Source organism: Marinobacter sp., from assembly GCF_041595835.1.
In the GTDB taxonomy this organism is placed as follows: domain Bacteria; phylum Pseudomonadota; class Gammaproteobacteria; order Pseudomonadales; family Oleiphilaceae; genus Marinobacter.
Window position 1 is genome coordinate 1 of sequence record NZ_JBFHJO010000018.1, and the last position, 16645, is coordinate 16645.

A 16645-nucleotide genomic window follows, 5' to 3' on the forward strand; every position below is an offset into this window, starting at 1 on the left:
CTGCTGCTGATCCTGTGTTGCCGGAAAGAATTGACCCTGAGCCGGTGGTGGAAGAATCCGGGAAGCTGGAATCTTCGCTTGTTCCTGATGACATTGTGAAAGAACCAGAACCAGAACCAGAACCAGAACCAGAACCAGAACCAGAACCAGAACCAGAACCAGAACCAGAACCAGAACCAGAACCAGAACCAGAACCAGAACCAGAGCCAGAGCCAGAGCCAGAGCCAGAGCCAGAGCCAGAGCCAGAGCCAGAGCCAGAGCCAGAGCCAGAGTCAGAGTCAGAGTCAGAGTCAGAGCCAGAGTCTGAGTCTGAGTCTGAGCAGGTGCCAGAACCATCATTTATACCGGTAATGCCGGAACGGTTTGTGGCGCTGGATCGTTTGCAGCAAAGAAAAGGCTGGACGCTTCAGTTGGTGGCCGGCAAGTTAGAGCAAACCGTTATTAATGTGATCAACCGTTCTCCCGAAGACGCGCGTTTGAGCTATACGCTTGGAGAGCGCCAGGGCGAGCCGTGGTTCATGTTGGTTTATGGCGTTTTCGATACCCGTGAAGATGCCGCGGCGGCGTCTGCATCACTTCCGGGCGTGCTGGGGATCCGTCAGCCCTGGATTCGTTCATACGAGAGTTTTTAATTGGCAAAACGCACCGTCTTGGTGCGAGTGTTGGGCCATTATCTTGAAAAGTTGAAAAATGTCTTGTGTAAGCGTTTTTCGTCCGTATAATGCTTTCCCCCTTTTTTAAAGCGTTAGCGCATTTTTCGCACTATTGTGGTGCGAATCGCGTTGGCGGGAAAGTTTTTTACGTGAGAGAACGCTTATGACGACAGGCTTATATCATCCCGATGAATTCAGGGACAACTGCGGTTTTGGCCTGATAGCCCACATGAAAGGCGAGGTCAGCCATAAGCTGTTGAAAACAGCTATCGAATCACTCACCCGTATGACCCACCGGGGCGGCATTGCAGCTGACGGTAAAACCGGCGACGGTTGTGGTCTGCTTTTACAGAGTCCAAAGGCCTTCTTGGTCAAAGCTGCAGAAGCAGCGTTCGGAAGAAAACCTGGCGACTTATTTGCAGTTGGCCAGGTTTTTTTAGCTCCGGAAGAAAGCCAGGCAGCGGCCGGGCGAGCGGCGATTGAGCATCGATTGACCGAGCAGGGGCTTGACGTTATGGGCTGGCGCGAAGTGCCTGTAGACGACAGTTGTCTCGGCCCCATGGCGAAGGATTGCATGCCGCGGATTGAGCAGGTATTTGTTGAAGCTACGACGCAGACAGAAAAAGAATTCGCCATCAGTCTCTTTCTTGGTCGCCGCCACGCCGAGCGCGATATGGCGGAGGATTCGGAATTCTATATCTGTAGTTTGTCTCATCGTACTCTGGCCTATAAAGGCCTGATGATGCCGGCTGATTTGGCCAACTTTTATAAGGATCTGGGCGATCCGGATCTACAGACGGCCATCTGTGTATTTCACCAGCGCTTCTCAACCAACACTATGCCTAAGTGGCCGCTGGCTCAGCCTTTTCGTTTTCTTGCCCACAACGGTGAAATTAATACCGTAGACGGCAACCGAAACTGGGCAATTGCCCGTGCTGGCAAATTCAGCTCTCCGGACTTGCCTGATCTGAAAACCCTGCAACCTCTGGTTAACCTGACCGGCTCAGATTCCTCCAGTATGGATAATATGCTGGAGGTGCTCCTGGCGGGTGGCGTAGACCTGTTCCGGGCGGTTCGGATGATGATTCCGCCTGCCTGGCAGAATGTCGACACCATGGACTCCGATCTGCGCGCTTTCTACGAGTACAACTCCATGCACATGGAGCCTTGGGATGGCCCTGCGGGCCTGGTTATGTCTGATGGCCGTTATGCACTTTGCATGCTCGATAGAAACGGCCTGCGTCCGGCTCGTTGGGTGATCACGAAAGATGACTTCATCACTCTGGCTTCTGAGGTAGGCACCTATAACTATTTGCCGGAAGATGTTGTGGCCAAGGGCCGGGTTGGGCCTGGGCAGATGCTGGCTATCGATACTGATACTGCAGAAGTGCTGCACACACGCGATATCGACGAGCGCCTGAAAGCGGCTCAGCCTTATAAGCGTTGGTTGAAAGAAAATGCACTGCGAGTCGAGACAACGCTGAATCAGGAGGCTCCTGAGTTCAAGCTGATGGAGCCAGACGAGCTTCTGGTGCATCAGAAAATGTTTAATATCTCGTTCGAAGAGCGGGATCAGGTGCTTCGGCCTTTGGCTGAAGGCGCTCAGGAAGCTGTGGGATCCATGGGCGACGATACTCCGATGGCTGTGCTGTCGAGTAAGGTGCGTCATGTGGCTGACTACTTCCGTCAGAAGTTCGCGCAGGTGACCAATCCGCCGATTGATCCACTGAGAGAAACGATCGTTATGTCTCTCGAAACCTGTCTGGGTGCCGAGAAGAATGTCTTTGAGGAAACCCCGGAACACGCTGACCGGGTTATTCTGACGACGCCGGTTTTATCCCCGGCCAAATACCTCAAGCTGGCCAACAATACGAGGCCGGGATTTGAAGTGGCTCGAATTGCCTTAAGTTATCAGCCGGAAGAGGGGCTGGAGCAGGCAATTATCCGAGTGTGTGAAGAGGCGGCTGCTGCGGTTCGTGATAACAAGGTACTGTTGATTCTCAGTGATAAAGACCTGACGGAAGGCTCGCTTCCGGTGAATGCGGTGATGGCCACGGCGGCCGTGCATCATCATTTGTGTACCAATGGCTTGCGCTGCGATACGAACATCATCGTGGAAACCGGTTGGGTTCGTGATCCTCATCAGTTCGCCGTGTTGTTTGGGTTTGGTGCCACTGCGGTCTATCCGTATCTGGCCTATCAGGTGATGAATGATTTGATCCGCACAGGCGAGCTGTTGATGGATCCGATCGAAGCCAAAAACAACTATCGGAAGGGTATCAATAAGGGCTTGTTGAAGATCCTGTCAAAGATGGGCATCTCAACCATTGCATCTTATCGTGGCGCCCAGCTGTTTGAAGCGATTGGGCTGGCGGACAACGTTGTTGATTTGTGTTTCAAAGGCGTGCCGAACCGTATTCAAGGTGCAGATTTCACCGATTTCCAGCAAGACCAGGAAATGTTGGCTGCGCTGGCCTGGAAACCCCGTAAACCGCTGTCTCCCGGCGGTTTGCTCAAGTACATTCATGGCCAGGAGTATCACGCATTTAACCCGGATGTTGTGTGCAAGCTGCAAGATGCTGTGAGCAGTGGCGACTACGGCTATTACAAGGAATATGCGAGCCTGGTCAACGAGCGCCCGGTTGCGACCTTGCGGGATTTGTTGGTGTTCAAAAAGGACATCAAAACGATTGATCTCTCCGAAGTTGAGCCTGTGGAGGCGATTTTTCCTCGCTTTGATTCGGCTGCCATGTCTTTGGGCGCGCTATCGCCGGAGGCCCACGAGGCGCTGGCTGTTGCCATGAACACCTTGGGTGGTCGCTCCAACTCCGGTGAAGGCGGTGAAGACCCTTCACGTTACGGCACCAATAAGCGATCGAAGATCAAGCAGGTTGCGTCAGGCCGGTTTGGTGTGACGGCTGAATACCTGCGTAGCGCCGATGTTATGCAAATCAAGGTTGCCCAAGGTGCCAAACCTGGTGAAGGTGGCCAGCTACCGGGCGGCAAGGTAAATGATCTGATTGCCCGATTGCGTTATTCGGTGCCCGGTGTAACTCTGATTTCACCACCACCGCACCACGACATCTACTCCATTGAAGACCTGGCTCAGCTGATTTTCGATCTGAAGCAGGTGAACCCCGAAGCCCTGGTTTCTGTGAAACTGGTTTCCGAGCCCGGCGTTGGCACTATTGCTGCCGGTGTTGCCAAGGCTTATGCCGACTTGATTACGGTCTCGGGTTATGACGGCGGTACCGCAGCCAGCCCGCTGACTTCCATCCGGTACGCCGGGTCTCCGTGGGAGCTTGGTTTGACTGAAACTCAGCAAGCTCTGCGCGCCAATGACCTGCGAGGCAAAATTCGTCTGCAAACGGACGGTGGTATTAAAACCGGTCTGGACGTTGTGAAGGCCGCCATTCTGGGTGCGGAAAGTTTTGGTTTCGGTACCACACCGATGGTCGCGTTGGGTTGTAAATACCTGCGAATCTGTCATTTGAACAATTGTGCCACTGGCGTGGCGACTCAGAATGATTACCTTCGGGAAGAGCATTTCAAAGGAACTGTTGAAATGGTCATGAACTTTTTCCGCTTTGTTGCGGAAGAAACCCGTGAATGGATGGCGAAACTCGGTGTTCGCTCGCTGGAAGAGTTGGTGGGGCGGGTGGATCTGCTTGAGCGCTTACCGGGTGATACCGGTCGCCAGCAGAAACTCGATCTGACCCGTTTGTTACAGAACGACCATATCGCCGAAGACAAGCCTCACACCTGTCAGGTAGAGCGTAATCAGCCGTTCGACGAAGGCAAATTGGCCGAGCGTATGGTGAAAGACGCCGCCGCTGCGATTGCCGAAAAGACCGGCGGCGCATGGAGTTATAAAGTTACGAATTGTGACCGTTCTATTGGTGCCCGCCTGTCGGGTGAGATTGCTGCCCGCCATGGCAATCAGGGTATGTCCGATGCGCCCATCACGCTGGATTTAACCGGCACTGTCGGCCAGAGCTTCGGCGTATGGAACGTGGGTGGCCTGAACATGATTCTGGAAGGTGACGCGAACGATTACGTGGGCAAAGGCATGACTGGCGGGAAATTGGTCGTTAAGCCACCCCGTGGTAGTGACTTCAATACACAGGAAACCTCAATTGTTGGCAATACCTGCCTCTATGGCGCTACTGGCGGCAAGTTGTTTGCGGCCGGTACAGCTGGCGAGCGGTTTGCTGTTCGTAACTCTGGCGCCCATGCTGTTGTTGAGGGTGCAGGCGATCATTGCTGCGAATATATGACGGGTGGCCTGGTGACGGTCTTGGGTGCCACGGGCTATAACTTCGGCGCAGGCATGACCGGTGGTTTTGCCTACGTGCTGGACCTGGATAACACGTTTGTAGACAAGTACAACCACGAGTTGGTTGAGATCCAGCGTATCGCGCGTGAAGAGATGGAAGCCTACCGGAACCACCTCCGTGGTGTGATTCGGGAGCATATTTCAGAAACGGGAAGTGCCTGGGCGGAGCACCTTCTTGAGGATTTCGACGATTACATTGGCCGGTTCTGGCTGGTTAAACCAAAGGCTGCAAACCTGCGCAGCCTGTTGGCCAGTACCCGTGCCCGCCCGGAGTAAGCACCGGGAAGCCAGTTTGTGGGTTGTGCCTGGGGCACAGCCCTCGTCGAAATCGAGCGTATGAGAGTAATGCTATGAAAGAACGTCTCCATAATGACTTTCAGTTTGTTGAAGTAGGACGGGTTGATCCGAAAAAGGTCCCGGCCAGAAAGCGTAAAAAAGAGTTCGGGGAGATCTATCACCCGTTCACTGAAACCCATGCGGCTTCCCAGTCTCATCGATGCCTGGCATGCGGTAATCCTTATTGCGAGTGGAAGTGTCCTGTGCACAACTACATTCCGAACTGGCTGAAGCTGGTATCGGAAGGCAATATCATGAAGGCTGTTGAGCTGTGTCATCAAACCAACTCTTTGCCAGAGGTGTGTGGGCGAGTGTGTCCTCAAGACCGGCTATGCGAAGGTGCCTGTACCCTGAATGACGGGTTTGGCGCGGTCACTATCGGGTCTGTCGAAAAGTACATCACTGATACGGCATTTGCGCTGGGCTGGAAGCCTGATATGTCGAAAGTGAAGTGGACTGACAAGAAGGTCGCTGTCATTGGTGCTGGCCCCGCGGGGCTGGGGTGCGCCGATGTGCTGGTGCGTAACGGCGTAAAACCCGTGGTTTTTGATATTTATCCGGAGATCGGAGGCTTGCTGACCTTTGGTATTCCGGAGTTCAAGCTGGAAAAGTCTGTGATGTCTCGCCGCCGAAAGGTGTTCGAGGAAATGGGTGTAGAGTTCCGTTTGAGCACCGAGGTGGGCAAGGATGTTTCGCTTAAGAGCATTCTGGCTGAATTCGATGCCGTGTTCATGGGAATGGGCACCTACACCTACATGAAGGGCGGTTTCCCCGGTGAGGACTTGCCGGGTGTATACGATGCGTTGCCATACCTGATTTCGAACGTAAATCGTCGCCTCGGCTTTGAGAAAAAGCCTGCAGACTTCATTGACATGAAAGGCAAGCGCGTGGTGATTCTGGGCGGTGGAGACACGGCTATGGATTGCAACCGTACATCCATTCGCCAGCAGGCGGAAAGCGTGACCTGTGCCTATCGTCGGGATGAGGCCAACATGCCGGGCTCTCGCCGTGAGGTGTCTAACGCTAAAGAAGAAGGTGTGAAGTTCCTGTTTAATCGTCAGCCGGTTGAGATTGTTGGTAATGGCAAGGTTGAAGGCGTAAAAGTTGTGACGACCGAACTGGGAGCGCCGGATGAAAACGGTCGCCGTCGTCCGGAAGTGGTTCCTGGTAGTGAGGAAGTGATTCCGGCTGATGCGGTTCTGGTTGCTTTCGGTTTCCGGCCGAGCCCTGCGCCCTGGTTTGAGGAGTTTGGAGTGAATACCGATGATTCTGGCCGGGTAACTGCGCCGGAGAAGGCAGAGTTTTCCTTCCAGACCAGTAATCCGAAGATCTTTGCTGGCGGAGATATGGTTCGGGGGTCAGACCTCGTTGTTACTGCAATCTGGGAAGGTCGCCAGGCAGCTGAGGGTATCCTGGATTATCTGGATGTCTGATTAATAGCTTGATCGATGTCAGAAGGGCAGCTCTCTAATGGAAAGCTGCCCTTTTTTATTGCTGCAAACGGGGTATCATTGCTTCCCATTGTCTCTGACCATTTACCGACGAGAAGACTGGAATTATGACTGAGCTGAAGAACGATCGCTTCCTGCGCGCCCTGATGCGCCAGCCTGTAGACCGCACCCCGGTGTGGATGATGCGCCAGGCGGGCCGTTACCTGCCGGAATATCGTGCTACCCGGGCCCAGGCCGGTGATTTCCTCAGCCTGTGCAAGAATACCCCGCTGGCCTGTGAGGTGACCTTGCAGCCGCTGGAGCGTTACCCGCTGGATGCTGCAATTCTGTTTTCGGACATTCTGACCATTCCTGATGCTCTGGGCCTTGGGCTGTATTTTGAAACCGGTGAAGGCCCCAAGTTCCGCAAAGTGATTCGTACTGAAGCAGACGTTGATGCCTTGCCGAAAATGAATGCAGAGTCTGATCTGGATTACGTGATGAACGCGGTATCTACCATTCGTCGCGAACTGAATGGTCGAGTTCCGCTGATTGGCTTCTCAGGCAGTCCCTGGACGCTTGCTACCTATATGGTTGAGGGTGGGTCATCCAAGGATTTCCGTGAAACCAAGAAACTAGCCTATGGTCAGCCTGAAATTATGCACCGTTTGCTGGATCACCTGGCTGATTCAGTGATTGACTACCTGAATGGTCAGATCAACGCCGGCGCCCAGGCGGTACAGATTTTCGATACCTGGGGTGGCGTGCTAAGTGGCTGGGCCTATGAAGAATTTTCCCTGCGCTATATGAAGAAGATTGTGGCCGGGCTGATTCGTGAAAACGAAGGTCGCCGGGTTCCGGTGATTCTGTTCACCAAGAACGGTGGCCAGTGGCTGGAGTCGATTGCCGACTCTGGTTGTGATGCGGTAGGCATCGATTGGACAACAGATATTGGTAAGGCTCGTGCACGGGTTGGAGACAAGGTTGCTTTGCAAGGCAATATGGACCCGTCAATGTTGTATGCGCCGAAGAAACGGATTCGTGAAGAAGTCGCAGACATTCTGGCTCGCTATGGTTACGGAAGTGGACATATTTTTAACCTTGGCCACGGTATTACGCCGGAAGTGGATCCGGAGCATGCAGGCGCATTTATTGAAGCGGTTGTTGAACTGAGTCCCAAGTATCATCAGCAGTAATTGAGATTCGGAGATTGTCGTCCGCCAGCTTGTGAGTATGGTGCTGGCGGGGCGGCAGTTTGCTTCTTGTCGAGCAGCTTTTCCGCTCATAAGCAATTTGGCCTCTCTCCATTCAATGTGATGGATTCACCCTTGTGTCCAGTCTATAGTCATAGCAGATCTGTTTAGATTCGGAGACGCACTTTGGCTACCCAAAACCCCGAAAACCGCCGCTTTCATCGTATTCGCTTCGACGCTCCCTGTGAGCTGCATTGGCAGGATCAGGTGTGGCCAGCGGAGCTTCTGGATATATCCCTTAAGGGTGCTCTTGTGGAGCGACCAGAACGGTGGGACGTTCCGCTGAGTGAGCCTTGTGAGCTCGTTGTTCACCTGAACGGTCATGAGGCTGCTATTGTTATGGCGGTCGAGTTGATGCACGTTGAGGGCGATTGTCTGGGCTTTAAGTGCCAGTACATCGATATTGAGAGTGTGATGCATCTAAGGCGATTGGTGGAGTTGAATCTGGGAGATCCGGGCCTTTTAGAGAGAGACCTTGCGCATTTGATTGAGTGATCCCGCAAAGTCAGCCTGACTCCCCAGGCTGCAGGCTGGGGAGTCAGGCTAAAATTCTTCCAGGGCAGAAAGTGCATCCGATAGCTTGGTCACCGGTATGACCTTCATACCATCAACCGGCTTGCGGGGCGCGTTGCCTTTAGGTACGAGGGCGCGCGTAAATCCGTGTTTGGCCGCTTCGTAAATCCGCTCCTGTCCGCTGGGCACTGGCCGGATTTCTCCGGACAAACCGACTTCACCAAAGATCACTAAATCCTGGGGCAGAGCACGGTTCCGGAAGGACGAAACAACCGCTGCCAACAACGCCAGGTCAGCACTGGTTTCGGCAACCTTCACCCCGCCAACCACGTTCACAAACACATCCTGATCGGCAACGTGCATTCCGCCATGGCGGTGCAATACTGCGAGCAGCATCGCTAAACGATTTTGGTCCAGTCCAACCGCAACCCGTCTTGGGTAGCTGCCTTGAGCCATGTCGACCAGGGCCTGAATCTCTACAAGCATTGGCCGGGTGCCTTCCCATACCACCATAACCACGCTGCCGGGAGCCGCTTCCTCGCCCCGGTTCAGGAAGATGGCGCTTGGATTTTTTACCTCCTTCAGGCCTTGTTCCAGCATGGCGAAAACGCCCAGCTCATTCACTGCCCCAAAGCGGTTCTTGATGCCTCTCAGAGTGCGATAGCGGCTGTCACTGGAGCCTTCAAGTAGTATCGAGCAGTCAATCATATGCTCGAGTACTTTGGGGCCTGCCAGGCTGCCGTCTTTTGTAACGTGGCCAACCAGAAACAGAATGGTGCCGGTCTGTTTGGCAAAGCGGGTCAGGTAAGCGGCGCTTTCCCGAACCTGAGAAACTGAGCCCGGCGCCGATTCGATATCGGCAACATGCATCACTTGAATACTGTCCACCACAAGAATGCGTGGTTTTTCGGCTTCGGCTACCTGCATGATGCGTTCCACGCTGGTTTCCGAGAGCATTTTCAGGTCTTTGGTGGGCAAGCCAAGGCGCTTGGCGCGCATAGCAACCTGTTGAAGGGATTCTTCACCGGTTACATACAGGGCAGGGTGTTGGGCCGCCAGTTGGCATACGGCCTGGAGCAGCAAGGTGCTTTTGCCTGCGCCGGGATGGCCGCCCATCAAAACCGCAGAGCCTTCAATCAGGCCGCCACCCAGCACGCGGTCGAATTCTTGCATGCCGGTGCTGATACGGGATTGTTCCTGAAGGCTGACTTCGTCCAGGCTTTTGACTTCCGATAAGCTGCCGGCGTAGCCCTCAAAGCGGATGCCTCGAACTCCTTTGGTGCTATTGCCGGACACGCCGCGAACTTCGCTGATGGTATTCCAGGCCTGGCAGGCCGTGCACTGGCCCTGCCATTTGCCATAATCAGCGCCACACTCGGTGCAGACGAAAGCGGTTTTTGCTTTCGCCATTACGCCAGCTTCTTGTATTTCATACGTTTCGGCTGCATCGCAGACTCCCCTTTACGCTTCTTGAAGTCGGCATCGTATTCGGTGAAGTTGCCTTCAAAGTATACGACCTCGCCATCATCCTCGAATGCCAGAATGTGGCTGGCGACGCGGTCCAGGAACCAGCGGTCATGCGAGATAACCAGAGCGGAGCCGGGGAAGTTCAGTAAAGCTTCTTCCAGTGCGCGCAGAGTTTCTACGTCAAGATCGTTTGTTGGTTCGTCAAGCAGTAGCACGTTGCCGCCTTGCTTCAGTAGTTTGGCCAGGTGCAGGCGGTTACGCTCACCGCCGGACAAGTCACCAACCCGTTTTTGCTGGTCTGTGCCTTTGAAGTTAAAGCGGCCAACGTAGGCACGGGATGAGGTTTCGTAGTTGCCGACTTTGATGATGTCGTTGCCGTCGGAAAGCTCTTCCCAGACGGTTTTTGTGCCGTCCAGATCTCGCATCTGGTCAACGTAAGCCAATTCAACGGTGTCGCCTACGGTGATGGTTCCGGAATTGGGTTTGTCCATGCCGGCAATCATCTTGAACAGGGTGGATTTGCCTGCACCGTTACCGCCAATGATGCCTACAATCGCTCCGGGGGGAACGTTAAACGAGACGTTTTCGTAGAGTAGGCGATCACCAAAGGCTTTGCTGATGCCTTCTACGTCAATCACCTTGTCTCCCAGACGAGGTCCGGGTGGAATGTAAAGCTCATTGGTTTCGTTACGCTTCTGGAACTCTTGAGAGCTCATTTCTTCGAAACGCGCCAATCGGGCTTTACTTTTGGACTGGCGGCCCTTGGCGTTGGAACGTACCCACTCTAGTTCCTGCTTGACGGCTTTCTGATGAGCGGCTTCTTGTTTGGATTCCATCTCCAGGCGTTTTTCTTTGTTCTCAAGCCACTGGCTGTAATTGCCTTCGAACGGAATACCGTGACCACGGTCAAGCTCCAGAATCCAGCCGGCTACGTTGTCCAGGAAGTACCGGTCGTGGGTAATGGCAACGACAGTGCCGTCGTAGTCATGGAGAAAACGTTCCAGCCAAGCTACAGATTCCGCGTCCAGGTGGTTGGTTGGCTCATCCAGTAGCAGCATGTCGGGCCCGGATAGCAGAAGGCGGCAAAGGGCTACACGGCGACGTTCACCACCAGACAGGACTTTCACTTTCTGGTCCCAGGCGGGCAGGCGCAGAGCATCTGCGGCGACTTCCATCTTGCGTTCGATGTCGTGGCCGTCGGTTGCCTGAATAATAGCTTCCAGCTCACCCTGTTTTTTTGCGAGGGCGTCGAAGTCGGCATCCGGTTCCGCGTAGGCGGCATATACCTGATCGAGTTCAGCCAGGGCGTTATGTACGTGGGCAACAGATTCATCCACGATCTCTTTGACGGTTTTCTCTTCGTCCAGTTCTGGTTCCTGAGGGAGGTAGCCCACATGGATACCCGGCTGGGGGCGGGCTTCGCCGATGTAGTCCTGATCTACGCCTGCCATGATGCGGAGCAGGGTGGATTTACCCGAGCCGTTCAGACCCAGCACGCCGATCTTGGCGCCAGGGAAAAAACTGAGAGAAATGTCTTTAAGAATCTCCCGCTTGGGCGGAACCACCTTGCCCACGCGGTTCATGGTGTATACGTAAGAACCGGTTTTACCCGTTTTGTCACCTTTTGACATGATATTTTTGGCCTTTAAGTCAGTTACCATACGGCTTTGAGGGTGAAGAGCACTCAAAGCAGCAAAATTATACGTTCAGTTTTTCCCGGAACCCCCGTTCCTTGCTATGTTTAAAAAGTTAAGTATCAGGGGGTTAGTAATGTGGGTTATTAAGTTCTCGGATAAATGGTGAATGCTGCGCGAAGTAAGCTGCTTGTGCAAGGATTCACCCTTGTCTACGCTCCAAAGTAGACAGATAGAGAAATCTCCCGGTTTATTTCAGATGCAGAGGCTCACGAGGAAACCCTGGCCAAGAAGTATGCGGGGACGACCTGGCTTCTTCAACTGTATACAAGCCAGTTGGCAAGGTCCAACTCATGACTAGTGAGTTGAACCGCTTGAGAATGGTGCACAGGAAGAGCTTTTCTTCCTGTGTGGGGGATTCCTCATCCCCGAATTGAGAGTGGAGCAGGAGAATTTTGTTGAGACCTCCATCAATCGAGAGCCTCAAAGATTATGTCCTGTGCGCCTTCCCACAGCACCTTGTGGCCAAGGGCACGCAACTGTTCTTTGCCTTCGACAATCGTCAGGAAATGGTTACCAGCCAAGGGGCCCATTTTGCTGGCAAAGCTACAACTGCCATAAGCCATAATGATCTCGGTCTCGCTAAAGCCGCCCGGATAGAACAAGATGTCTCCCACAGAGGGGTGGCAGGTATGGTTTTCGAATCCCACGCCAAGCTTGAATTCGCCCAGCGGAATCCAGCACCCTTCGCCGCTCCATCTCACGTGAATCAGCTTTTGTCGGTAGGGGAGTAGTTGGAGGAAGGCTGCGACGGTTTCAGGTGCGTCGGGGTTCGTTTCCGCAACAAAGCGAAACTGGCCGACGATGATGGCGATCTGAGTCATGGTGAGAAAATCTCCGTTTAATTGTTGTGGTACATGGCCCTGGCAATTCACCTGGAAGTGAGTGGAATACGTCCTGGAAGTCAGGGCAATCATGGGATGGGGCCTGCTACCCGAAGAATTTAAAGCACGTCCAGCCAGGGAGTCGGTCGGGCGAACTTGGGTTTTGGTTTCGCGGGTTTCGGTCGATCGCAGTGCTGGAACTCACCGAACCCTTTGCGGCCAATGAATTCACCGTCGCGATACACTGTTGAGCCGCGGCACATCGTCAGTGCAGGCCACGCATGAATTCGCCGGCCTTCATACGGTGTATAGTCAACGTTATGGTGCATGCGCTCATTGCTGATCGTTGTGTCTATATCTGTATCCCAGATCACGATATCGGCATCCGCACCGATACAGATTGTGCCTTTGCGTGGGCTCAGTCCATAAATCCTGGCTGGTTCAGTTGCTGTCACCGAAACGAACTTGTTGATATCGATACGGCCGGTCATAACTCCTTCGGAGAATAACAGCGCCAGGCGCGTTTCGATTCCGGGAATGCCGTTGGGAACGTGTGAAAAGTTTCCATGCTTACCACCAATTTTCTTACCCTGTGGATCATCGTACCTGAATGGAGCATGGTCTGATGAGAACACCTGGAACGTTCCGTTGGCCAGCCCGTCCCAAATGGCCTGCTGGCTTTTTGCATCGCGGGGAGGCGGGCTGCAAATACACATGGCGCCCTGAAATCCTGGCTGGTCAAGGTCTGCTGCCGTTAAGAACAGGTATTGTGGGCAGGTTTCACCATATACGCTCAGGCCCCGGCTTTGCGCATCACGGATCTGAGCGGTTGCCTCTTCACTGGATACATGAACAATCAGTACCGGTGTGTCGAGAAACTCGCCGAGTGAGATAGCCCTATGAGTGGCTTCACGCTCGACCACGATAGGCCGCGACAAGCCGTGAAAAGGTGGCGTAGTCAGGCCTTTAGCCAGCATGCGTTCGGTGAGCCAGGCAATGCAATCGGTGTTTTCAGCATGGATCATGGTCATGGCGCCTTCGCGCCGCGCCACTGAAAGCACGTCGAGAATTTCGCGATCATTCAGCTTTAAGTCATCGTATGTCATATACAACTTCAGTGAGGTATAACCGCGCCCGATCAATAGCGGCAGTTCGCGTTCAACCACATCAGTTGTCGGATCCGCCACGATCAGGTGAAATGCATAGTCGATGCAGGCCTCGCCGTCGGAAACCGAGTGATAATTAGCCACTGACTGCTCAAGGGTTGCCCCCTTCTTCTGTAGTGCGAACGGCATGACAGTCGTAGTTCCGCCGCAAGCGGCCGATCGCGTGCCGGTGAAGAAGTCGTCGGCGAAAACTGAACCATCATCGGTCGGTTGCGCCAAATGACAATGGGCATCGACGCCGCCAGGCAAAACCCAGCGACCAGCGGCATCAATTTCCTCTTTGCCAGCCGGCAACTGCTGTGCCAATGCGATAATACGGCCGTCCCGGATGCCAATGTCCGCATCGAAAATGTCAGTTGCGGTGGCAATGTGTGCATTACGGATAACCAGATCAAACCCGGTGTTTTCCATTAGAAATTCTCCTTGAAAAGCGAGCCCCAGTTACTAAGGCGAGAGGTGTTTATGCCTGTCAGCAATTTTGCAGCTTTCAGGGTTGCCGGTGGGGCGAAGTGGGCAAGTGTGCTATCGGAAGAGCGAGTCAGTATTCCGATGCGTATGTTTGTTTTCATCGATTCTGCTCAAGTGGGCTGGAGTACATCATGGGGGCGTTAAAGTCATGGCTCAGTATCTGTTCGATCTCGGCACCGAGCTGTAGGACTTGCAGATCAGCGTAACGCGGACCTGCAATCTGTATGGCCACAGGAAGACCTTGTGCGCCAAATCCGCAGGGAACTGACACTGCCGGCACATCACAAAGATTGAATAGCGGTGTAAAAACGGCGTGGGTACGCGGACCCGCTTTTTGACCACCGATGGTGCCGGGGGCAAGAACGTTGCAAGGCCACGGCTCGACAGGAACGGTGGGGCACAGAAGCAAGTCGTAGCGTTCAAAAAATGCGTTCATCTGCTCGCGAGCGCGATGACGGCGGAATGTTATGTCGGTCAGTTCGGTCGCTGTAATCGCGAACCCATTCTCAATCTGGGCTGCGATGACGGGATCAAACTGGCTGGGATCTGCGCGCCATTGAGTGCCAAACAGTTGTGCCAATTCAGCATGCTGGCGAACTGCGTAAGGATAGCTAATTACGTCGTCGCTCCACTGTGGGCTGGCATCGTCAATACTTAAACCAGCTTTACGCAGTTGGTCGACCGCCAGCTGCATTTCATTGGCCACATCCTGATCGACCGCAAAGTCGCAACCGAGGTCTGGCGACCATGCTATGCGCAGCCTCTTGTCTAGAGCAGAGGTCGTCGCGCTGGCAAAGGCAGACGGGGCGATCATCTCTTTTGGCAGGGGGTGCGAAAGCGGATCTCGCGAATCGTAGCCGGAAAGTATGTCCATCATGAGCGCGCAATCGGCTATGTTTCGTGTGAGCGTACCGATCGATCCCATGTCCCTGCATGGCTCGTCAAAGCCCCACGGATTTGGGATCAGGCCGGAGGTGCACTTGAATCCAACCAAACCAGTATGAGCTGCCGGTCGCCGGACTGAGCCCCCGGCGTCTGTACCGAGAGCAATGGGACTGAAGCCTGCTGCAACCGATGCTGCCGCGCCGCCAGAGGAACCGCCCGGGGTCCGGTCGAGCTGCCAGGGGTTGCGTGTGATGCCATGGAGCGGGTTAGTTGTGATGCCTTTGCATGCGAACTCAGAGCAATTGGTTATACCAATACAGATGGCGCCCGCCGCTTTGAGGCGAGCGACGCTCCATGAATCCCGTGGTGCGACAAAATCGGCAAAGAGTTTAGAGCCATAGGTGGCCGGGCGCGACTCAATCCACAGGTTGTCCTTGACCGTAAATGGTACTCCCAGGAGAGGTAAGTCACTGCCTGCCGCTGCTAACTGATCAGCTTGTCTGGCTTGAGCAAGCGCGCCATCGTAATCAATGTAAACCATTGCTCCAAGTTTAGAATCGATTGTAGACATTCTTGCCAATAAGTACTCAACCAGGTCGACTGCGTGAAGCGTCCCGGAGCGAATCCTGCGTGAAATTTCGTGCCCGGGGAGTTTGTGCCACTCGTGGGATGTCATATCCGAGGCCTGCCCTTTACCACGATCAGAAAGGTCCATTCAGACAATCTCCGTGTTTTCTGGTGGGGTGTTCGCTTGCTGAGAATGCGTGAGTAAAATTTGTGCGAACGGCTTCGCTTTTGTATAAGATGCGGGGAAAAACGGTATACATTTATTGCACGCAGAGTGAGAAAACGCTTGAGCAAGCGAATGAAGGCAAAGGCCGTCGCAACTGAAAGTGCTTCGAGACAGAGTTCTCTGTCGCCCGCCTCCCAAGCACTGGGGGCGAAGCGAGTACTGACTAGTGAACAGTGCTACCAGAAAATTCGACAAGCGATTCTGGAGCATCGTCTGACGCCGGGCACCCGGCTTGTGGAGGAGAGACTGGTTGCTTTGTCTGGCCTCAGCCGCACTAAGATTCGGCCGGTGCTCGCGCGATTGGCACACGAAAAACTGGTTGATCTGATACCAAACAGAGGTGCGTTCATTGCGAGTCCGTCGGTAAAAGAGGCGCGAGAGGTCTTCTTCACTCGTCACCTCATTGAGCCGGCGATTGTGACTTTGTTGTGCGAAAATGCTAAAAGCCGTGATATCACTAAACTCAAGCGCCACGTCGCCAAAGAGGCGCAGGCGCGCCTTGATAACGACCGTGTTGCAATCATCCGTTTGTCCGGAGAGTTTCATACTCTTCTGGCGGAACTGGCCGGGAACGCGATCCTGGCGCGCATGATGTACGATTTGACGGCGCAAACGTGTCTCGTTATTACCCTGTATGATCGCCCGAATATTCCGGCCTGCCAGCATCATCATCACGGCGATATTATCCAGGCAATTGAGGCCGGAGACGTGGAGTTGGCAAAGCAGCGCCTGGTATCTCACCTGCAAGAAGTGGAGAGCTCGTTGAATCTGGTAATCGGTGGCGAAAAGGAAGTCGATTTGTCGGCGATATTTGCCTGACGGTCGTA

General features: G+C 53.9%; 12 protein-coding genes. 6 read left to right on the forward strand and 6 right to left on the reverse strand.

Going from position 1 to position 16645, the window contains the following annotated elements; genetic code table 11:
- Positions 1 to 339 (reverse strand): hypothetical protein (locus tag ABYA77_RS08130; protein WP_372965455.1); only part of this gene is annotated, 339 nt, incomplete at its 3' end.
- A 26-nt stretch (positions 340 to 365) separates the two neighbouring features.
- Here ABYA77_RS08130 and ABYA77_RS08135 point away from each other — a divergent pair.
- The 5 genes from ABYA77_RS08135 (at position 366) to ABYA77_RS08155 (ending at position 8503) form a co-directional block, all read left to right on the forward strand.
- Entirely contained in the window at positions 366 to 632 is a 267-nt protein-coding gene (locus ABYA77_RS08135) for an SPOR domain-containing protein (protein WP_372965456.1), read from the forward strand.
- Positions 633 to 816: 184 nt separating this feature from the next.
- Positions 817 to 5265, forward strand: a complete 4449-nt coding sequence (gene gltB, locus ABYA77_RS08140; protein WP_372965457.1) for a glutamate synthase large subunit — start codon at positions 817 to 819, stop codon at positions 5263 to 5265.
- Between the two features lie 74 nt (positions 5266 to 5339).
- A complete protein-coding gene (locus tag ABYA77_RS08145) occupies positions 5340 to 6758 on the forward strand; it encodes an FAD-dependent oxidoreductase (protein ID WP_372965458.1) in 1419 nt (472 codons plus the stop codon).
- 125 nt (positions 6759 to 6883) lie between these two features.
- Positions 6884 to 7951 carry a uroporphyrinogen decarboxylase gene (gene hemE, locus ABYA77_RS08150; RefSeq protein ID WP_372965459.1) on the forward strand — a complete coding sequence of 356 codons (1068 nt, stop codon included), beginning with the start codon at positions 6884 to 6886 and terminating at the stop codon, positions 7949 to 7951.
- A 183-nt stretch (positions 7952 to 8134) separates the two neighbouring features.
- Positions 8135 to 8503, forward strand: a complete 369-nt coding sequence (locus ABYA77_RS08155) for a PilZ domain-containing protein (protein ID WP_372965460.1) — start codon at positions 8135 to 8137, stop codon at positions 8501 to 8503.
- 48 nt (positions 8504 to 8551) lie between these two features.
- Here ABYA77_RS08155 and radA read toward each other — a convergent pair whose 3' ends face one another.
- The 5 genes from radA to ABYA77_RS08180 form a co-directional block, all read right to left on the reverse strand.
- Positions 8552 to 9931, reverse strand: a complete 1380-nt coding sequence (gene radA, locus ABYA77_RS08160; protein ID WP_372965461.1) for a DNA repair protein RadA — start codon at positions 9929 to 9931, stop codon at positions 8552 to 8554.
- Positions 9931 to 11619 (reverse strand): energy-dependent translational throttle protein EttA, encoded by a 1689-nt coding sequence (gene ettA / locus ABYA77_RS08165; RefSeq protein ID WP_372965462.1) that lies wholly within the window; start codon positions 11617 to 11619, stop codon positions 9931 to 9933. The genes radA and ettA overlap by 1 nt, the downstream gene beginning before the upstream one ends.
- Before the next feature lie 473 nt (positions 11620 to 12092).
- Positions 12093 to 12506: a DUF3830 family protein gene (locus tag ABYA77_RS08170; RefSeq protein ID WP_372965463.1), complete on the reverse strand. Its 414-nt coding sequence runs from the start codon at positions 12504 to 12506 to the stop codon at positions 12093 to 12095.
- A 119-nt stretch (positions 12507 to 12625) separates the two neighbouring features.
- Positions 12626 to 14083, reverse strand: a complete 1458-nt coding sequence (hydA, locus tag ABYA77_RS08175) for a dihydropyrimidinase (protein WP_372965464.1) — start codon at positions 14081 to 14083, stop codon at positions 12626 to 12628.
- A gap of 154 nt (positions 14084 to 14237) precedes the next feature.
- A complete protein-coding gene (locus ABYA77_RS08180) occupies positions 14238 to 15701 on the reverse strand; it encodes an amidase (protein ID WP_372965465.1) in 1464 nt (487 codons plus the stop codon).
- A gap of 189 nt (positions 15702 to 15890) precedes the next feature.
- Between ABYA77_RS08180 and ABYA77_RS08185 the strand changes: the two genes are divergently transcribed.
- The gene (locus ABYA77_RS08185) at positions 15891 to 16637 is read left to right on the forward strand and encodes a GntR family transcriptional regulator (RefSeq protein WP_372965466.1); all 747 of its coding nucleotides are present in this window, start codon (positions 15891 to 15893) and stop codon (positions 16635 to 16637) included.
- The last annotated feature ends 8 nt before the right edge of the window (positions 16638 to 16645 follow it).